This is a genomic window from Polaribacter uvawellassae (genome assembly GCF_039748955.1).
In the GTDB taxonomy this organism is placed as follows: domain Bacteria; phylum Bacteroidota; class Bacteroidia; order Flavobacteriales; family Flavobacteriaceae; genus Polaribacter; species Polaribacter uvawellassae.
This window is the reverse complement of sequence record NZ_JBDIZN010000007.1, coordinates 1-17,064: the sequence shown is the minus strand read 5'-3', so window position 1 is coordinate 17,064 and position 17,064 is coordinate 1. Positions and strand designations below refer to the sequence as shown.

The 17,064-nt window shown below is 27.4% G+C and carries 18 protein-coding genes and 1 pseudogene; 9 read left to right on the top strand and 10 right to left on the bottom strand.

The features are described 5' to 3' along the window. The first annotated feature begins 27 nt into the window (after window positions 1–27). The 3 genes from ABDX67_RS12470 to ABDX67_RS12460 are packed head-to-tail and all read left to right on the top strand — an operon-like array spanning window position 28 to window position 3,230. On the top strand, window positions 28–582 hold the full coding sequence (locus ABDX67_RS12470) for a DUF1572 family protein (protein ID WP_347175367.1): 555 nt from the start codon (window positions 28–30) through the stop codon (window positions 580–582). Window positions 583–640: 58 nt separating this feature from the next. After that, window positions 641–1,471, top strand: coding sequence for an AraC family transcriptional regulator (locus ABDX67_RS12465; RefSeq protein WP_347175366.1), 831 nt, complete (start codon window positions 641–643; stop codon window positions 1,469–1,471). A gap of 43 nt (window positions 1,472–1,514) precedes the next feature. Next, on the top strand, window positions 1,515–3,230 hold the full coding sequence (locus ABDX67_RS12460; RefSeq protein WP_347175365.1) for a serine hydrolase domain-containing protein: 1,716 nt from the start codon (window positions 1,515–1,517) through the stop codon (window positions 3,228–3,230). A 15-nt stretch (window positions 3,231–3,245) separates the two neighbouring features. Here ABDX67_RS12460 and ABDX67_RS12455 read toward each other — a convergent pair whose 3' ends face one another. The 5 genes from ABDX67_RS12455 to ABDX67_RS12435 form a co-directional block, all read right to left on the bottom strand. Then, window positions 3,246–4,145 (bottom strand): aldose 1-epimerase, encoded by a 900-nt coding sequence (locus ABDX67_RS12455; protein WP_347175364.1) that lies wholly within the window; start codon window positions 4,143–4,145, stop codon window positions 3,246–3,248. Between the two features lie 50 nt (window positions 4,146–4,195). Beyond that, window positions 4,196–4,951: a LytR/AlgR family response regulator transcription factor gene (locus ABDX67_RS12450; protein WP_347175363.1), complete on the bottom strand. Its 756-nt coding sequence runs from the start codon at window positions 4,949–4,951 to the stop codon at window positions 4,196–4,198. Between the two features lie 3 nt (window positions 4,952–4,954). Continuing rightward, a complete protein-coding gene (locus tag ABDX67_RS12445) occupies window positions 4,955–5,977 on the bottom strand; it encodes a histidine kinase (RefSeq protein WP_347175362.1) in 1,023 nt (340 codons plus the stop codon). Then, entirely contained in the window at window positions 5,974–6,987 is a 1,014-nt protein-coding gene (locus ABDX67_RS12440; protein ID WP_347175361.1) for a sensor histidine kinase, read from the bottom strand. Before ABDX67_RS12440 ends, ABDX67_RS12445 begins: the two co-directional genes overlap by 4 nt. Window positions 6,988–7,076: 89 nt before the next feature. After that, the gene (locus ABDX67_RS12435) at window positions 7,077–8,453 is read right to left on the bottom strand and encodes a hypothetical protein (protein WP_347175360.1); all 1,377 of its coding nucleotides are present in this window, start codon (window positions 8,451–8,453) and stop codon (window positions 7,077–7,079) included. A gap of 142 nt (window positions 8,454–8,595) precedes the next feature. On the opposite strand from ABDX67_RS12435, the gene ABDX67_RS12430 reads away from it, so the two are divergent. From ABDX67_RS12430 to ABDX67_RS13500, 5 genes and pseudogenes are all read left to right on the top strand, one after another. Beyond that, window positions 8,596–9,120 carry a DinB family protein gene (locus tag ABDX67_RS12430; protein WP_347175359.1) on the top strand — a complete coding sequence of 175 codons (525 nt, stop codon included), beginning with the start codon at window positions 8,596–8,598 and terminating at the stop codon, window positions 9,118–9,120. Then, window positions 9,120–9,563 carry a hypothetical protein gene (locus ABDX67_RS12425; RefSeq protein ID WP_347175358.1) on the top strand — a complete coding sequence of 148 codons (444 nt, stop codon included), beginning with the start codon at window positions 9,120–9,122 and terminating at the stop codon, window positions 9,561–9,563. The genes ABDX67_RS12430 and ABDX67_RS12425 overlap by 1 nt, the downstream gene beginning before the upstream one ends. Window positions 9,564–9,634: 71 nt before the next feature. After that, window positions 9,635–10,963 carry a signal recognition particle protein gene (gene ffh, locus ABDX67_RS12420; protein ID WP_347175357.1) on the top strand — a complete coding sequence of 443 codons (1,329 nt, stop codon included), beginning with the start codon at window positions 9,635–9,637 and terminating at the stop codon, window positions 10,961–10,963. An 83-nt stretch (window positions 10,964–11,046) separates the two neighbouring features. Beyond that, window positions 11,047–11,922: a bifunctional 5,10-methylenetetrahydrofolate dehydrogenase/5,10-methenyltetrahydrofolate cyclohydrolase gene (locus tag ABDX67_RS12415; RefSeq protein ID WP_347175356.1), complete on the top strand. Its 876-nt coding sequence runs from the start codon at window positions 11,047–11,049 to the stop codon at window positions 11,920–11,922. A 35-nt stretch (window positions 11,923–11,957) separates the two neighbouring features. Continuing rightward, window positions 11,958–12,662 (top strand): annotated as a pseudogene (locus tag ABDX67_RS13500) (YwaF family protein). On the opposite strand, the gene ABDX67_RS12400 reads toward ABDX67_RS13500, so the two are convergent. From ABDX67_RS12400 to ABDX67_RS12390, 3 genes are all read right to left on the bottom strand, one after another. After that, window positions 12,659–13,243: a hypothetical protein gene (locus ABDX67_RS12400; protein WP_347175354.1), complete on the bottom strand. Its 585-nt coding sequence runs from the start codon at window positions 13,241–13,243 to the stop codon at window positions 12,659–12,661. The pseudogene ABDX67_RS13500 and the gene ABDX67_RS12400 overlap by 4 nt on opposite strands. A gap of 82 nt (window positions 13,244–13,325) precedes the next feature. Continuing rightward, window positions 13,326–13,694, bottom strand: a complete 369-nt coding sequence (locus tag ABDX67_RS12395; RefSeq protein ID WP_347175353.1) for a cupin domain-containing protein — start codon at window positions 13,692–13,694, stop codon at window positions 13,326–13,328. Window positions 13,695–13,745: 51 nt separating this feature from the next. Then, window positions 13,746–14,312 (bottom strand): hypothetical protein, encoded by a 567-nt coding sequence (locus ABDX67_RS12390; RefSeq protein WP_347175352.1) that lies wholly within the window; start codon window positions 14,310–14,312, stop codon window positions 13,746–13,748. A gap of 181 nt (window positions 14,313–14,493) precedes the next feature. On the opposite strand from ABDX67_RS12390, the gene ABDX67_RS12385 reads away from it, so the two are divergent. Beyond that, complete coding sequence (locus tag ABDX67_RS12385; RefSeq protein WP_347175351.1) at window positions 14,494–15,123, top strand: 7-carboxy-7-deazaguanine synthase QueE; 630 nt, start codon at window positions 14,494–14,496, stop codon at window positions 15,121–15,123. A 32-nt stretch (window positions 15,124–15,155) separates the two neighbouring features. Here the strand turns inward: ABDX67_RS12385 and cmk are convergent, their stop codons facing one another. Then, window positions 15,156–15,842 (bottom strand): (d)CMP kinase, encoded by a 687-nt coding sequence (gene cmk / locus ABDX67_RS12380; protein ID WP_347175350.1) that lies wholly within the window; start codon window positions 15,840–15,842, stop codon window positions 15,156–15,158. Further along, window positions 15,843–16,868 carry a type IX secretion system protein PorQ gene (gene porQ / locus ABDX67_RS12375; RefSeq protein WP_347175349.1) on the bottom strand — a complete coding sequence of 342 codons (1,026 nt, stop codon included), beginning with the start codon at window positions 16,866–16,868 and terminating at the stop codon, window positions 15,843–15,845. Window positions 16,869–17,064: the final 196 nt, after the last annotated feature.

The following is a 17,064-nucleotide window of genomic DNA, read 5'->3' as shown; positions in this document are numbered from 1 at the left end:
TTATTGTCAAATTCAACAATAATAAAAATGGATCCTTCTTACCTGCCAAGTGTATTAAAACAGTTTGAATACAATAAAAGTTTGGGTGATAAAACTTTTCGTCAATTGACAAAAGAGCAACTTTTTTGGCAATATAACGATGAGAGTAATTCTGTTGCAACCATTGTAAAACATATTTCTGGAAACATGTTGTCTCGTTGGACTAATTTTTTAACTGAAGATGGCGAAAAATCTTGGAGAAATAGAGACGATGAATTTATAAACTCTTACAATTCTAAAGAAGAAATAATTACTGACTGGGAAAAAGGTTGGCAATGTTTGTTTGATAATTTACATAAAATTACTCCAGAAAACAGCAATACAATTGTGTATATCAGAAACGAAGGACATACAATTGCAGAAGCAATTAACAGACAATTGTGCCATTATTCTTATCATATTGGACAAATTGTTGTGATTGGGAAAATGGCTAAAAACACAGATTGGGAAACTTTATCAATTGCAAAAAATGCTTCAAAAAGTTATAATGAGAAAAAATTTTCTCAAAATAAAACGCGCAAACATTTTACTGACGATTTGTAATAAATAAATCACCCCTACTCTAGTAGTAACAAAACAGATACTCATTCGTCATTTACTTATGACTAATCAACTTAAAAAAGGAGAATATTTTGGTAAACATTATCATAAATTACAGTTAGATGATTTTTTAATTACCGATACAGAGTATACACATTCAAAAGTAGATTGGCATTCTCATGAAAATCCATATTTTACTTATTTAATACAAGGAAAACTACTAGAAGCTAACAAAAAAGAAACATATTATTTAAAACCTGGCACTTTATTATTTCATAATTGGCAAGATGAACATTACAATATAAAACCAAAAGAGTTTACAAGAGGATTTCATATTGAGTTAAATACTGAATGGTTTCAAAAATATGATTTTCATTCTTTTAATTTTCAAGGAAGTATTCATTTAGAAAATCCCTTAATTAAAGAAGTTATGAATAAGATTTTTTTAGAAAGTAAAAATGTTATGGCAAATAGTCAACTTTCTATAGATTCTCTTTTAGTAAATTTATTTTCTACGCTAAAAAATGATTCTTTTAAAACGAAAACAACTATTCCTCATTGGGTAAATAGATTAAAAGAAATTTTGCATTATCAACCAGAAGTTAGTACTTCATTAAATCATTTAAGTTCACTTTTAAACATTCATCCTGTACATTTATCAAGAGAGTTTCCTAAATATTTTAAAACAACTATTGGAAATTATATTAGAAAACAAAAAGTAAATAAAGCCATTCCTCTTATTTTAAGTAAAAAACTTTCTATGACAGAAGTTTGTTATGAATGTGGCTTTTACGATCAAAGTCATTTCATTTCAAGTTTTAAGAGAATTTATGGAGAAACTCCATTACAGTTTTTCAAAAAAACAAGCAATGTTAATTTTATACAATTTTAAAGTTTCAACAAACGGCACCTTTGTATAAACAAAAACATATATAATGAAATTATCCTTTAAATTATTGCTACTAATTATATTAGCAACAACCAATTTATATTCTCAAGTAAATATTAAAGATTATGAAGGTCAATGGGAAGGAGTTCTTCCAAAGAAAAACACCTTTAACCTTAAAGTAAACATTACCAAAAAACCGAACAATAAGTATCTTTTTAAGCTTAGCAATGATGAATTTTCTTTTGAAAATATAATCGCTTCTGATTCTAAAAAAAATATTCAGTTTGAGTTTTCAAAAGGGTTTATTTTTTCTGCAATTATAAGTGATGATTCTTCTGAAATTAATGGATTTATAAGTTCTAACTTTCATTTTTATCATATCAAATTGACAAAAAAGAAAGATAACAGTTTTCAAGGAAAATGGAATCTTTTCATTATTGATGAACTAATAAGTCAATCTATGTTTTTCAGTATTGAAAATATAAATGGTCAAAAATTTGAAGCCTATCCATTTTTTGGAGATAAACGTTTTGCAGGAACTTGGGCTGGAGAACCTAAGAAGAAAAATAACATTATAACATTTCAAGATAATATAACTGGGCTTGATTTTAAAGGAAAATTGTTGACAAACAAAATTGAATTAGAAATAATTTTAGCTGGAAAAACTATTACTACTGTTGTATTACATAAATCAAAAAGCGAATGGGCTTTTGATGATTTTTCTACAAGAACAAGTATTGGTAATAAACCTTTGCAATTAAATGATGGATGGAGAGTTTCAAACTTAAAAAGTAGTAAAAAACTACAAGAAATGGAACGTGATATTCTTTCTAAAAAATTGATTAAAACACACAGTATTTTAATTGCTAAAAAAGGGAAATTAGTTTATGAAAAATATTTTGGAGGATTTACTCACAATACTCCACACGATCAACGTTCTGCTTCTAAAAGCATTTCATCTGCTTTAATTGGAATTGCTATTGATAAGAAATTGATTAAAAATGATTCTGAATATTTATATAATTTTATTCCAAAGAATTTTCAATACACAAAAGATAGTTTAAAGTCTTTAATTAAAATAAGTGATTTATTAACTATGAGTTCTGGTTTAGATGCAGTTGATTTCGGAACTGAACGTAAATCTTTAGCTTCAGAACCTGCATACCAAAATTCATCTAATTGGTTAAAAACAGTTTTAGAAGCTCCAATGATTAACAAACCAGGAGCAGAAGCAAATTACGGTTCTGCAAACCCTTATTTATTAGGAGTTTCATTAAATACTACTTTAGAACAACCTTTAGAACTATTTATTGACCAACAGTTATTAAAACCTTTAGGAATCTCAAACTATATCATTCAAAAAGACCGAACAGGAATACCTTATTTTGGAGGTGGAATGCATATTACGCCTAGAGATATGCTAAAATTTGGACAATTGTATTTAGACAATGGAAAATGGAATGGTAAAAGAATTATTTCAAAAAAATGGATAAAAAAATCTTTCAAAAACTATAGAAAACTTCAAAACACAAATGATAAGAATGGTTACGGTTACTTATGGTGGCATAAAACCTATAAAGTTGGTAAACAAGAAATTAAATCTATTGAAGCTAGAGGTGCTGGAGGGCAATATATTTTTGTAATTCCAACTTTAGATGTAGTTGTAGTAATTACTTCTGGAAATTACAGAAATGGAAAATTTCAACAACCCGAAAAAATCTTAGAAAATTATATTTTGCCTACACTTTTAAAGACTAAATAAAGATTGTTTTTTTTGTTATTGATACTCAACAACTAATTTCCAAGAAATTTGATATTCTTCTTTTGGTAAAAGCATTTTTAATCCAATTTTAGAATTAAAACTATTCGAAATTCCTGTTGTTGGCTCAATGGCAATTGTGTTCTTTTTTGGAGGCGTATATATTTGTAGAAAAATATCTTTTTCTGAAGATGATAATTCTAAATGATATGTTGGAGTTATAAATTCCACCAAATTTGAATCTAAATAAAAACAATCGTCTAGTATTTTGTTTTTCAATTCAAAATTCTGAAAATTTGCTAGTTTTTTAGTGTTTATTGGAATCATTCTATCATCAAAAACTACTTGTTTAGAACTCTCAAATTTTAAAAAACTGTTGTTTAGATTTGTCGAATAAAAATACGGATGCCAACCTAATGTAAAAGGGAATTCACTTTTTGAAGTGTTTTCTATTTTAACTTTTAACTCTAAAGAATCACTTGTTAAAATATATTCAAGTTGAATTTTATAGGTAAACGGAAATCCTTTAGTAAGTTTTGTCTCATTATATTCTAAAACAACGGAAGCTTTATTTTGAGTTGTATTTTTCTTTACAAGTTCAAATTCTTTATCATGTACAAATCCATGAAGCGCATTGTTCTCTTCTACTTGGTTAATTTCTGTTTGATATTCAATAGCATTAAAAACATATTTTCCGTCTTTAATTCTGTTTGCAAAAGGAAATAAAATTGAGGAAGCAAAGCTTTCACGGTAAGAAATCGGAGTTAAATCTTTAATTACAGGAATTGAATTAATGGTTAATTCTTGCAAACTTGCTCCTTGGTTTAAAATGATTTTTGCAGACGAAGAATCAGTATACAATTCAACATAATTGAGGTTTTTTTCTGGATCAAAAGTTTGTTGAATTTGATAAATCATTGTTCTTTAAATAAGTAATAAACAAATCAAATACTATTTTTTTTGAAAACCTAATTTCCAGCAAACCAAGTTTTAAAAGCATTCACTTTTTCTCTACTTACAATGATTTCTTTTTCATTAAAAACTTTAGATGTAATTTTTAATCTACTATTTGAATAGACCAATACATCTTGAATGTCAGAAATATTAACAATAAAAGTCCTATTCACTCTAAAAAATTCTGCGGGATTTAAAACTTCTTCTAAACTTTCTAGTTTAAAATCTAAAATATATTTTCTTTTTGTGTTTGTAATTAAATAAACGGTTCTTCCTTCAGCATAAAACAAAGATATTTCAGAAGTTTTAATAGAATGTATATGATTTCCTAATCGAACTAAAAACCGATCTTTGGTTTTTTTCTCTGCAATTTGCTTTACTACATTAATCATAGAATCGTTACCTGTAAACACTTTTTCCATTTCGGTTAGTTTACTCATTGCTTTAGAAACATCTGTAAATGTAATTGGCTTTAAAATATAATCGATGCTATTCACTTTAAAAGCATCAATTGCATATTCATCAAAAGCAGTTGTAAAAATAACAGGTTTTAATATTTTTGCTTGATTAAAAATTTCGAAACTCAATCCGTCTGTTAACTGAATATCCATAAAAACCACATCATATTCTTCCTCTTTTTGAAACCAAGAAACAGCTTCTGAGATACTAGAAAGTTTTTCTACAACAACAATTTCAGTATTGTATTTAGACAAATAACGCTCTAGTTTTTCTACAGCCAAAATTTCATCTTCTATAATAACTATTTTCATTTTCTATTCTTTAATTTCTAACTTCGGAATTGATATTGTTCTTACTATATTATCTTCAAATATTTCAATTTCATCAATATTATAAATACTATAAACTCTTGCAATTTCTTCGATGTTCTGAATACTAAACTCTCTATTAATTCTATCTTCAGTTGCATAACTTATTGTGAAATTTGTTTCAGAAAATGCAATCTCAATCTCTAAATTATCTTTGGTTGAAACTATTGTTGTTTTGATAATTTGTTCAATTACAAAAAGTAATGTTCCTGGTACTATTAAAAAATTTGCATTCTCTTTTACACAAATAATTACTTTTCTATAAGGCAAATGATTATAAAGTTTTATAAATTCTTTTAGTATTTCGTTTTCTTCATTAAAGGAGACTAACTGATTTTTTCTACTTGATAAAATGTATCTATAAATAGTTGATAAGTGATCTATAAACTCATCTACTTTATCAATATTTTCATCAATTAAAATCAACAGCCTTTCAAAGCTTTCAAACAGTAATTCTGGGTTTATTTCTCTTTTAAATTGTTTAAAATCTTCTTCAATATTTTGTTTGATTAGAATTTCATTATCTAATTTTTGTGTATTGATTTTGTATAAATATTGATGACTTATATTTAACAAAACGTAAGAAACTGGAATGCAACAATAAATACTATTAAATGTAATTATTTCTGTTGTTGAAGGCGAAAATCCAGCAACTTGCTGATAATACAATTCAATTAAAAGTGTTATTAAGACTGCACTTAGAATTATCGCTAAAACACAATGTAAAATGAGTTTAAATACAGTTCCTATCTGTATTGGAATGTGTTTAAAAACCCATAATAAAAAACGAGAAAATTCGTGTACGATATAAGAAAGTGTAATGCTTACATATAATTCTTGTCCTAAAAATTGTTCTTGTAATTGTCCAATATTATTGTTGATTAATAAAATTAATAAGTATGCTACAACTCCAGTAAAAATTGGACTTAAAAATCGAAATAACGGAGTATGTATAAACAATTTTCTCATTTAATAATTGGAATTTTAACAGTGAAGTTTTCTCCATTACTTATAGAGATTCCTTTATTAACTAATAGTAAATACCGTTTATTAATGTTTTTTAATCCTACTTTAAATGATGTTTTATCTTTTGGAGATTCTGTAATTGTATTTTGAACACAAATAAAATCGTCTTCTACAAACACATCAATTAGCAAAGGTTTTTCTATACTCATTGTGTTGTGTTTTACGGCATTTTCAACCAACATTTGTAAACTTAATGGCGGAATTTTAGTGCTCAATAAATCATCGTCAATAGTAATATTTGCTTTAAATTTATCCTCAAATCTTATCGCTAATAAATACTGGTAGGATGCAACAAAATCTAATTCTTCTTTTAAAGTAATTAGTTTCGAATGATAACTTTGTAATGTATAATTATACAAGTTTGCCAACCTTCTTATAAACAATTTCGCTTTCATTTTATCAACAAAAACCAATGAAGAAACTGTGTTTAAAGAGTTGAATAAAAAGTGTGGACTTAATTGAGATTTAAGTGCTTTTAATTGTAGATCTATTTGCTTGCGTTCTTGTTTAACAGATTCAATTTGCAATGTAGCAAAAGAATAATAAGAGTAAAATGCAAAATATATTACTGAATAAATAAGTAAAATAATACATAACAAAATAGCCAATTTTATGAGCAGTTCTTTATGATCATAAAAAAAATCTACTTCAGCTTTAAAAACACTTGTGTAAACGTAAAACAAACCAATTGCTAAACAAATTGCAATTGTATACTGAATGATAAAGCCTAAAAATAATCTGTTATTTGTTTGCGTTTGCCAAGGAAAATAATTGTCTAACTTCTTCACCACAAAAAACAAAACATAGCTAATAAAAATTCCTGTAAAAGAAGTTAAAGCAGCAATTGTAAAACTAAATGCTACTTCTTGAGTAGAACCGCTTATCACCAAATAATAGCTCAGAATTGTGCTTACAATAATACTAGAAATAATAATTAGTAGGTGCTTTTTCAAAAGAAAGTTAGTTTGGTTTAATGTAAATAAAGATACTCAATCTTAACTAAAATAATTTTAGTTAAGATTGAGTTTAAAATAAATTATAATTAATTTAAAGCTTTCATTGTTCTTCCGTAATAGGTATCAGACTTAATTTTTTTTGCAGCAGTTCTATATGCATTTTTAACTTTTTCTGATGATTTATTAACTTGACCAGACAACGCAACCAATACTGATGTTAAAGAATGACTTGAGCTCATAGTTCTAGAAGAAGATTCAATAATCATAATTAATTGATTTTCTGACAAATTTTTAGTTGCAATTTTTTTATAAATTGTTGAGACATAATGATCTGATTTTATATTCTCATCCACCATTTTTACTATTGTGTTTATTGATGATGAATTAAAACTATTGTTTTTCATCATTTCTGTAATGATGCTTGAAATATAATGATCTGATTTAATATCTTTTATTATAGTTAGAAATTGTTCATGGGTTTTTTTAGATAAATTTTTATTCTTTAAAGCTACTTTAAGAATTGTAACTTTATAATGATCAGATTTAACATCTTTTGTTAATGTTAATATTTTACTCATATTATCATCATTCATTTTTCTGTTTTCCATGATGTCTTTAAGCAACTGAGTTAAATAATGATCAGATTTTATTCCTTTTGTTATTTCTAACAAACTACTTAATTGCTTGTCAGAAATACTTTTGTCTTCTATTACTTTTTTAAGAATTCCTGTTGCATAATGATCTGATTTAATATTTTTTGTAGCATTAATATATGCTGTTACCGATTTATCATTTTTTAAAAATGCCTTTTGATTGCTCTTTAAAATTTGAGAAACATAATGATCTGATTTAATATAATCTCCAGTAGTTTCTATAACACTTACTAGTTCGTTTGTGCTTAAATTCTTCTCTAATAACAACTTTACATAAGCAGCTTTTACAAAATCGCTTTTCATTTTTCTTATTTCAGATAAGACACTGTTTGCTCCACCTTTTTTATAAAAACGATCTACTCTACTTTTTGCGGCTATAGTTGTAGTTCTTAAAATTTCTGGTAAAATTTCTGCTAACCATTTTCTTCCTTCAGAATTAAAAGATTTTTCTGACCAACCAACATAATATTTTTTAACTAACGTTCCTGTTTCATTATGAATTACAATTCTTCGCTTTGTTCCGAAACTAGATTTTTTAATTTCAATAAATCCGCCTCTAGAAATGGCAACAATATCTTTATCATCATTTGATAAAGTTATATCTCCTTCATATTCTATTCTAAAATCATTTTGTCCATTTTTTACATGATATGTTCTAATTCCATTTTTACTTGAACTAGAATTAATTGTATATGAATTACTTTTAGATGTAGTAATACTCGTTTGAGCCACAACAAGATTAGAGGTAAAAATAAATAGAATTAATACTACTGCTAAAATTGATTTTTTAATAATTGATATTGCTTTCATAATTAAATATTTACTGTTTGATAAAACAAATATATGTGAGATGTAACGCTAAAAAAAAGGAAATGTATTCAACTGTTTATTTTTTGTAGTGAGTTGTTATTTGCTTTTATTTTGTATATTTCTTCATCGTAATAAAACAAAAATGATTAAAAGTGAAATTGTAACACTGCTCGAAGAAAAACACCAAGAATTATTTAATTTAATTGAAAATCATCCAGAAAAAGATTGGGTAAAAGGTCCAGAAAATAAATGGACATTTGGTCAACATATTTTGCACTTAGCAGATTCTATTCAGCTTTTAAACAATGCGTTGAGTTATCCGAAGTTTATTCTAAAATACAAGTTTGGAAAATCAAACAGAGCAACTAGAAGTTACGAAGTTGTTGTAAAAAATTATCAAGAAAAGTTAGCCAAGAATCAAGAAATAGCAACAAAATTTAACAGCAAGCTAAAGAAACCTGTTCTACAAGAAAAACCAGTTTTAGTTAATAAACTTAAAATTCAGAATAAAAAACTACAATACAAAACCAATAAATTAAAAGATACCGATTTAGATATGTTGTTAATTCCTCATCCACTAATGGGAAGAATGACGGTTAGAGAAATTATTATGTGGACGGCGTATCACACAGCACATCATACACAAATTTTAAAAGAGAATTATTAATGAAAAAACTGATTGCAAAACCACATTTATTCTTTTTTGGGTTGATTCCGATTGTTCTAATATTAGGAATTCTTTTTAAAGAAGAAGCTATTGATATAAACGTTTCGTATACCTATTTTGTTATAACATATAATAATTTAAGTTATGTTTTTGCTGTGTTTTTTGGTTTGGTTGGTTTGAATTATTTTTCTCTTCACTGGGGAAATAAAACCGCCAAAAAGTGGTTAACAATAACTCATATTTTTTTACAAACAATTGCATTAATTTTATTTTTTACAAAAAATAATTGGAATTGGTTAGGCACAGATAAATATTCCGAAGAGATAAATACTACAACAGATTATTCGAATTTAATTTTAGCTTTTGCTATTTTAATATTTATTATCTCTGCTTTTGTTCATCTTATCAACTTCTTTTCAAGTCTATTTTCAAAATCTAAATAACAAGTTTTTTCGTTATAAAAATCGTGCTATTTTCTTATATTTGTGCTTCTAAAAAAAAGAACACAAAGCACATGTTTAATAATTTAAGCGATAAATTAGATAAAGCCTTACACACATTAAAAGGTCACGGTAGTATTACAGAAGTTAACGTTGCAGAAACCCTAAAAGAAGTTCGTAGAGCTCTATTAGATGCCGATGTTAACTTTAAAATTGCCAAAGAATTTACCAAAAGAGTACAAACAAAAGCATTAGGACAAGATGTATTAACTACATTAAATCCTGGGCAATTAATGGTAAAGTTGGTTAAAGATGAATTAACCGAATTAATGGGCGGAGAAACTGTAGGAATAAACCTTGGCGGTTCTCCAACAGTAATTTTAATGTCTGGTTTACAAGGTTCTGGTAAAACTACTTTTTCTGGAAAATTAGCAAACTACTTAAAAACTAAAAAAACAAAACAAGTTTTATTAGTTGGTTGTGATGTATATCGCCCAGCTGCTATAAATCAATTACAAGTTGTTGGAGATCAAATTGGTGTTGAAGTGTATGCAGAAGTTGGTAATCAAAATCCGGTAGAAATTTCTCAAAATGCAATTAAACATGCAAAAGCTAACGGTAAAAATGTAGTTATTATTGATACTGCTGGTCGTTTAGCTGTTGATGAAGAAATGATGACCGAAATTTCTAACATCCATAAAGCTGTAAATCCGCAAGAAACATTGTTTGTAGTAGATTCTATGACTGGGCAAGATGCTGTTAATACTGCAAAAGCGTTTAATGATGTATTAAATTTTGATGGAGTTATTTTAACAAAATTAGATGGTGATACTCGTGGTGGAGCAGCATTAACGATAAAATCTGTTGTAGATAAACCAATTAAATTTATTGGAACTGGAGAAAAAATGGAAGCAATTGATGTTTTTCATCCAGATAGAATGGCAGATAGAATCTTGGGAATGGGAGATGTTGTATCTTTAGTAGAACGTGCTCAAGAACAATTTGATGAAAAAGAAGCACGAAAATTACAAAAGAAAATTGCAAAAAATCAATTTGGTTTTGATGATTTTTTAACTCAGATTCAACAAATCAAAAAAATGGGAAACATGAAAGATTTAGTTGGTATGATTCCTGGAGCTGGAAAAGCAATGAAAGATGTTGATATTGATGATGATGCCTTTAAAGGAATTGAAGCAATTATTCATTCTATGACACCATCAGAAAGGAGTACACCAAGTACTATAAATTCAAGCAGAAAAAAACGAATTGCAAAAGGTTCAGGATCAACCGTACAAGATGTTAATCAATTGATGAAACAATTTAATCAAATGAGCAAAATGATGAAGATGATGCAAGGTGGTGGCGGAAGAAAAATGATGCAAATGATGCAAGGAATGAAGTAATATTTAGTTGTCAGTTTCAACTCATATCATAGTAAAAACATAGAAACAATCAGCTATTTTAAACACAATAAACTTTTATAAATATGGTAATTTTAGACGGAAAAGCAACATCAAACCAAATTAAAGAAGAAATAGCAATTGAAGTACAAAATCTTACTGCATCTGGAGTTAGAGCTCCACATTTAGCAGCAATTTTAGTTGGTAGCAATGGGGCAAGTTTAACCTATGTAAATGCAAAAGTAAAAGCGTGTGCAAAAGCTGGTTTTGAATCAACCTTAGTTAGTTTATCTGAAGATATATCAGAAGAAAAATTGTTGCAAGAAATTGAAAAATTAAACAACAATCCTGAGATAGATGGATTTATAGTTCAATTACCATTACCTAAACACATTGACGAACAAAAAATATTGATGGCTGTTAATCCAGAAAAAGATGTAGATGGATTTCATCCAACAAATGTTGGAAAAATGACATTAAATTTACCAACCTTTTTACCTGCAACTCCTTTCGGAATATTAGAATTACTAGAACGCTACAAAGTAGAAACTAGCGGAAAACATGTTGTAGTTATTGGAAGAAGTCATATTGTTGGTAGCCCAATGAGTATTATAATGTCGCAAAAAAGAGCAGCAGGAAATGCAACAGTAACCATTACTCATAGTAGAACTAAAAACTTAAAAGAGATTACGTTACAAGCAGATATTATTGTTGCTGCATTAGGAATTCCAGAGTTTTTAACTGGAGATATGGTAAAAGATGGTGTTACAATTATTGATGTTGGAATTACAAGAATTACAGATGAAACTAAGAAAAGCGGTTTTCGATTAGCTGGTGATGTGCATTTTGAATCAGTTTCTAAAAAATCTAGTTTTATTACTCCAGTTCCTGGAGGAGTTGGACCAATGACTATTGCAATGTTGATGAAAAATACATTATTAGCCGCAAAAAACAGAAGTTAAATTCTTTTTTTATATTGCAGTAAATAATTCTGCAATTGAACGATTTTTTCCTAAAAGAAAATACTGATTTTACTCCCTTTTCTACACAGCATTTACTTGTTGTTTTAATGCTGTTTTTATTTGGGTTTATATTAATCAGATGGGCAATAAAACAATCAGAAAAAAGACAAATACTTATTGGAAATATATTAGCTATTTCAATTTCTTTATTTGTAATTATTGGGTTTGCAATAAAATTGTTTAGCGATAATTTTAATATCCAAGAACATTTACCGTTACATTTATGTAGTATTTTAGCATTAACTATTCCTATTGTTTCCATAAAAAGAATCTATTTACACTACGAAATTATTTTCTTTTTAATTTTAGCAGGAACATTACAATCTTTAATAACTCCGAGTTCGTATAGTTTTTAAAATTTTGAGTTTTTTAGATATTGGTTTGTACATGCTGGATTAGTAATTTTTATGATGTATGCAACTTTTGTTTATAAAATGCGACCAACATTAAAAAGTGTTTTCAAATCTTTTATTGGAATGCAAGTATATATGGCATTGATGTTTACACTAAATTATTTCTTAGGATCAAACTATTTCTACACTAATAGAAAACCAGATGCAGCCTCTATGCTAGATTTATTTGGAGAATGGCCTTATTATGTAATGGTTGTTGAGTTGATTGTTATTCCGTATTTTCTATTGATATATTTGCCATTTTATCTAACAAGGAAAAAAGTTTAACTCTTTTGTTTTTTACATTCAATTTTCCAAAACGGAAATACAATTGTTTCCTTTTCATCAACCCATTCTCCAATCCATTTATAACTCTTATTGGTTATGTCATAAAAAGTTAATCTAGAAAAACCTTTAGTTCCGTTTGGCGCATTTTGCTTTTTATATAAAACAATTTTGTTTTCTTTTCGATTTCCTTTCCAAGTTTGCAAAGGGCTTGCTGTGACTGCTGAAGAATAGTAATGAACATTCCATTGTAAACTATCTTTATCGTATTGTCTAATGCTTCCTGAATGACGAGCATCTTCTTTTAAGGTTAAATCTTGAACTGCCATTCCATTCATAATATATTTCCATTCCCAAGTCATGTTTACAGGTTTTGCCCAAGTTTGATCCGGATTTCTAGAAGTAGATTCACATTTACTCAAACCAATTAATTCTTTATAATCTTGTAATTGTTTTGGTGCTTTTGGATTATACTTTCCGAACGGATTTTCTTTGGTTGTAGTATATTTCATTTCTAAAGTTTCTTGAGCAGATAAAAAAGAAATTGAAAAAACAAATAATAATAAAAAGCCTCTAATTCGCATAATAAGTTGATTTTGAATTAGAAATTTAAAAAATATATTCTTTAAATCACTATAACAAGAATTGTTTAGTAAAATTTTAACGCTAACAACCTTCTTCTCGATGTACTAAATCCATTGAAAAAGCTGGTAAACAAATGGCTAAATATTCACAATCAGCATCAAAAGGGTTCGAATATTGAACACGTGTGTTTTTTTCAATTTTAATAGATTGTCCAGCTTCTAAAATTACTGTTTCACCTTCAATAATAAATTGTTTTTTCCCTTTTATAATATACGTATATTCATCAAATTTTGGAGTTTGAAAAGGCTCACTCCATTTTGGTGGAGCAATCATATGTGCAATACTAATTTTAGAATCTTGGTTTGTTGCATTTCCAAAATGCTCTTCAATTAATTTTCCGTCTGATGTTGGAACAATAAAAGGTGAATTTTGAATGGTATACTTTTTCATAACCAAAATTATTAATTAAAAGAAAAATAAAACAATTAAGAAACTCTTTGACTAATTAAACCAAATTATAAAAGATTTTACTTTTGCTAAACCAGGAATTTGTTCAATGCTAATTTTTTGTGTGCTAAAATTCTTTAATCCTAAGTCTTCCTTATCTAAACTAATTGTTACGTTTAAATCATCTATAAATAAAGTAGCAGAACTTAAAGATGTTTCAACTTTAGTAATTGTATTGTTTAAATTAATGTCCTCAAAAGATGACTCTAATGAAATTCCAGTTTTAGTTGAGAATCTTGGGTCAAAAATTTGAATACTTTTAATGGTAGATGTAGAATCTAATTGTTCTTGTGGAATAATTGTTAATAAATGCTTTCCTCCTTTTTCATAAATCAAATATTCATCGTCGTCTTGAAAGTAATTATTCCCCAAACTTCCTTCGCTTAAATTTTTAACAATAGAATCCTTTTTAAAAATATTATCAATTTCGCTTATCGTAGTTAGTGTTGTTAACTTGCCAACTTTCCCTTTTGCTATGGTAAATTTCCCATCACCACTACACTGCACAAATAAAACTGACATTACACTAACAACCAATAACTTAACTAAATTCTTATTCATTATTTTATCTTTTATACTAACTAAACGATTCTTTTTGTTAATTCTTATTTATCGAGCATAAAAGTAAACAAACTTTAAATGATACAAAACAATAAAAAGTTAATATCTCATAAAAATAGCAAATAGAATTCCTTTTTATTGCTTCATTTATTCTTCTAAGTTTCAGTATCTTTGCCAACCAATGAAAAAAGAGGTTCAAGATTTAATAAATAAAGGAGAAATGCTTCCATTAATGGAAGAGTTTTACACCATTCAAGGTGAAGGTTCTCATACAGGAAAAGCTGCATATTTTATAAGAATTGGCGGTTGTGATGTTGGTTGTCATTGGTGTGATGTTAAAGAAAGTTGGAATGCAAAATTGCATCCACCAACTCATACAGATTTAATTGTAGAAAATGCAAAAAGATATGCAGATACAGTTGTAATTACTGGTGGCGAACCTTTAATGTGGAGTTTAGATTATATTACAAATCAACTACAACAAAACAATATAAAAACTCATATAGAAACCTCTGGAGCGTATTCTTTTTCTGGAAAATGGGACTGGTTTTGTTTGTCTCCAAAGAAGACAAAACTACCTTTAGAAGAAGTTTATAAAGAAGCTGATGAATTAAAAATGATTGTTCATAATAGAAGTGATTTTAAATTTGCCGAAGAAGAAGCTTTAAAAGTTAATAAAAATTGTGAATTATTTTTACAACCTGAATGGAGTAAAAGAGAAAAAATGATACCTGAAATTGTAGCATATGTAATGAAAAATCCTAAATGGAAGATTTCTTTACAAACTCATAAATATTTAGAAATTCCATAACAAAAAAAGCAGCTATTTAGCTGCTTTTTTTGTTATAACTTTTCTTGAACTAATTTAAGAATCATTTTAAATTGTTCTTCTTTTGTTAAATTAGAATTATCAATTTCTATAGCATCGTTAGCTTTTATTAAAGGAGAATCTTCTCTTGTTGTATCCATTTGATCTCTATCAACTACGTTTTTAAAAATTTCTTCATAACTAACATTGTCACCTTTTTCAATCAATTCATAGAATCTTCTTTTTGCTCTTGTATCCGCAGAAGCGGTCATAAATATTTTCAACTCTGCATTAGGAAAAACAACAGTCCCAATATCTCTTCCGTCCATTACAATTCCTTTATGCAATCCCATTTCTTGTTGTTCTGAAACCAGTTTTTCTCTAACTTTAGAAATTGCAGATACTTTGCTAACTAAGTTAGATACTTCTAACGAACGTATTTTTTTTTCAACATTAACATCGTTTAAATACACTTCTGCAAAGCCTAACTCTTTATTAAAAGTAAATGAAATTTTAATATTTTTTAGTTCATTAATCAACTTTTCTTGATGAACAAAATCCAATCCAACAAAATTATGTTGCATCGCAAAAAGAGTAACTGTTCTATACATTGCACCAGTATCAACGTATATATAGCCCAAGTGTTTTGCTAACTGCTTAGCTATTGTACTTTTTCCTGTTGATGAAAAACCATCTATTGCTATCGTAATTTTTTTATTCATCTATCTTTTTCTATCTAAATTTATTTGTAAACTAAAAGTACTAATATTTGTAGCAGTATGCACTTTAGAATAAGAATAATTCAATTTAAAGTTATTCATTTTTAAACCAAAACCAAAAGATATTCCTCCAAATGATCTAACGTTTTGTAATTTAAACTCTTGTGATTTTCTGAAATTATATCCTAATCTTAAGTTAATTGCACTTTCAGGGAATAATTCAACGCCTACAATAAAATGTCTCAATGCGTTATTAAAAAAAGAGATATTTTCTTCTGTAATATTTCCTTCAATATCAGAAACTTGATTTGACGGATTACTAACAGAAACATTCCATTGTTGTAAATTATCAATCGTTAAATACCATTTTACAGGAACATTCTCTAATTGATAAGAACCACCTAATAGTACTTCTAAAGGTAGCTTTTCTTGCTCATTATTAAAAGATGATATTTGCATTCCAATATTTCTAACAACTAAAGTAATTACAAAAGGCTTATGTGGACTGTGAAATAAAAATCCAATATCTGCTGCCATTCCAGTTGATGAATAATTACTAATGGATGAATTAATAAATTTAATATTTGCTCCAGCATATAAATTTGTCCATGGTAAATTTACAGCATAACCAACTGAAACAGCAATATCACTAGCAGAAAATTCTCCAGTTATATTTCCAGATTCGTCTGCCTCAATTAAACTTCCATAATTAATATATTTAACACTTCCTTGTAGAGTTCCAAATCTTCTATTAATTCTTTTAGCAAAAGAAACTGATCCAATATTAATTCCAGATAAATAAGAAGAATAATTTACAGCTAATTGGTTATCTAGATTCTCATTAATCACTGACGGATTCCATAATGGTTGATTTACATCATCAATTAATGTTAAAGTTTTACCTCCAAGCGCAGTTTGTTTTGCTGATGTAGAAATATTTAAGAATTTATATACAGATTCTCCACCAACTTGAGAAAACATCAAGCTTGGAAAAATCAATATTATTAGTAAAATTCTAAATGTTTTCATAAACAAGTTGCAAAGAAAAGATAATTAATAATTAGAACGAAAATATTCTCTTTTATTTTAATTATTAACAAAAAAAGTCCTCAATCATTAGATTGAGGACTTTAGTATATTATATTGATTGTATCAATATAAAGAAAGGCAGCGACCTACTCTCCCACCTATTGGCAGTACCATCGGCGCAAATGGGCTTAACTTC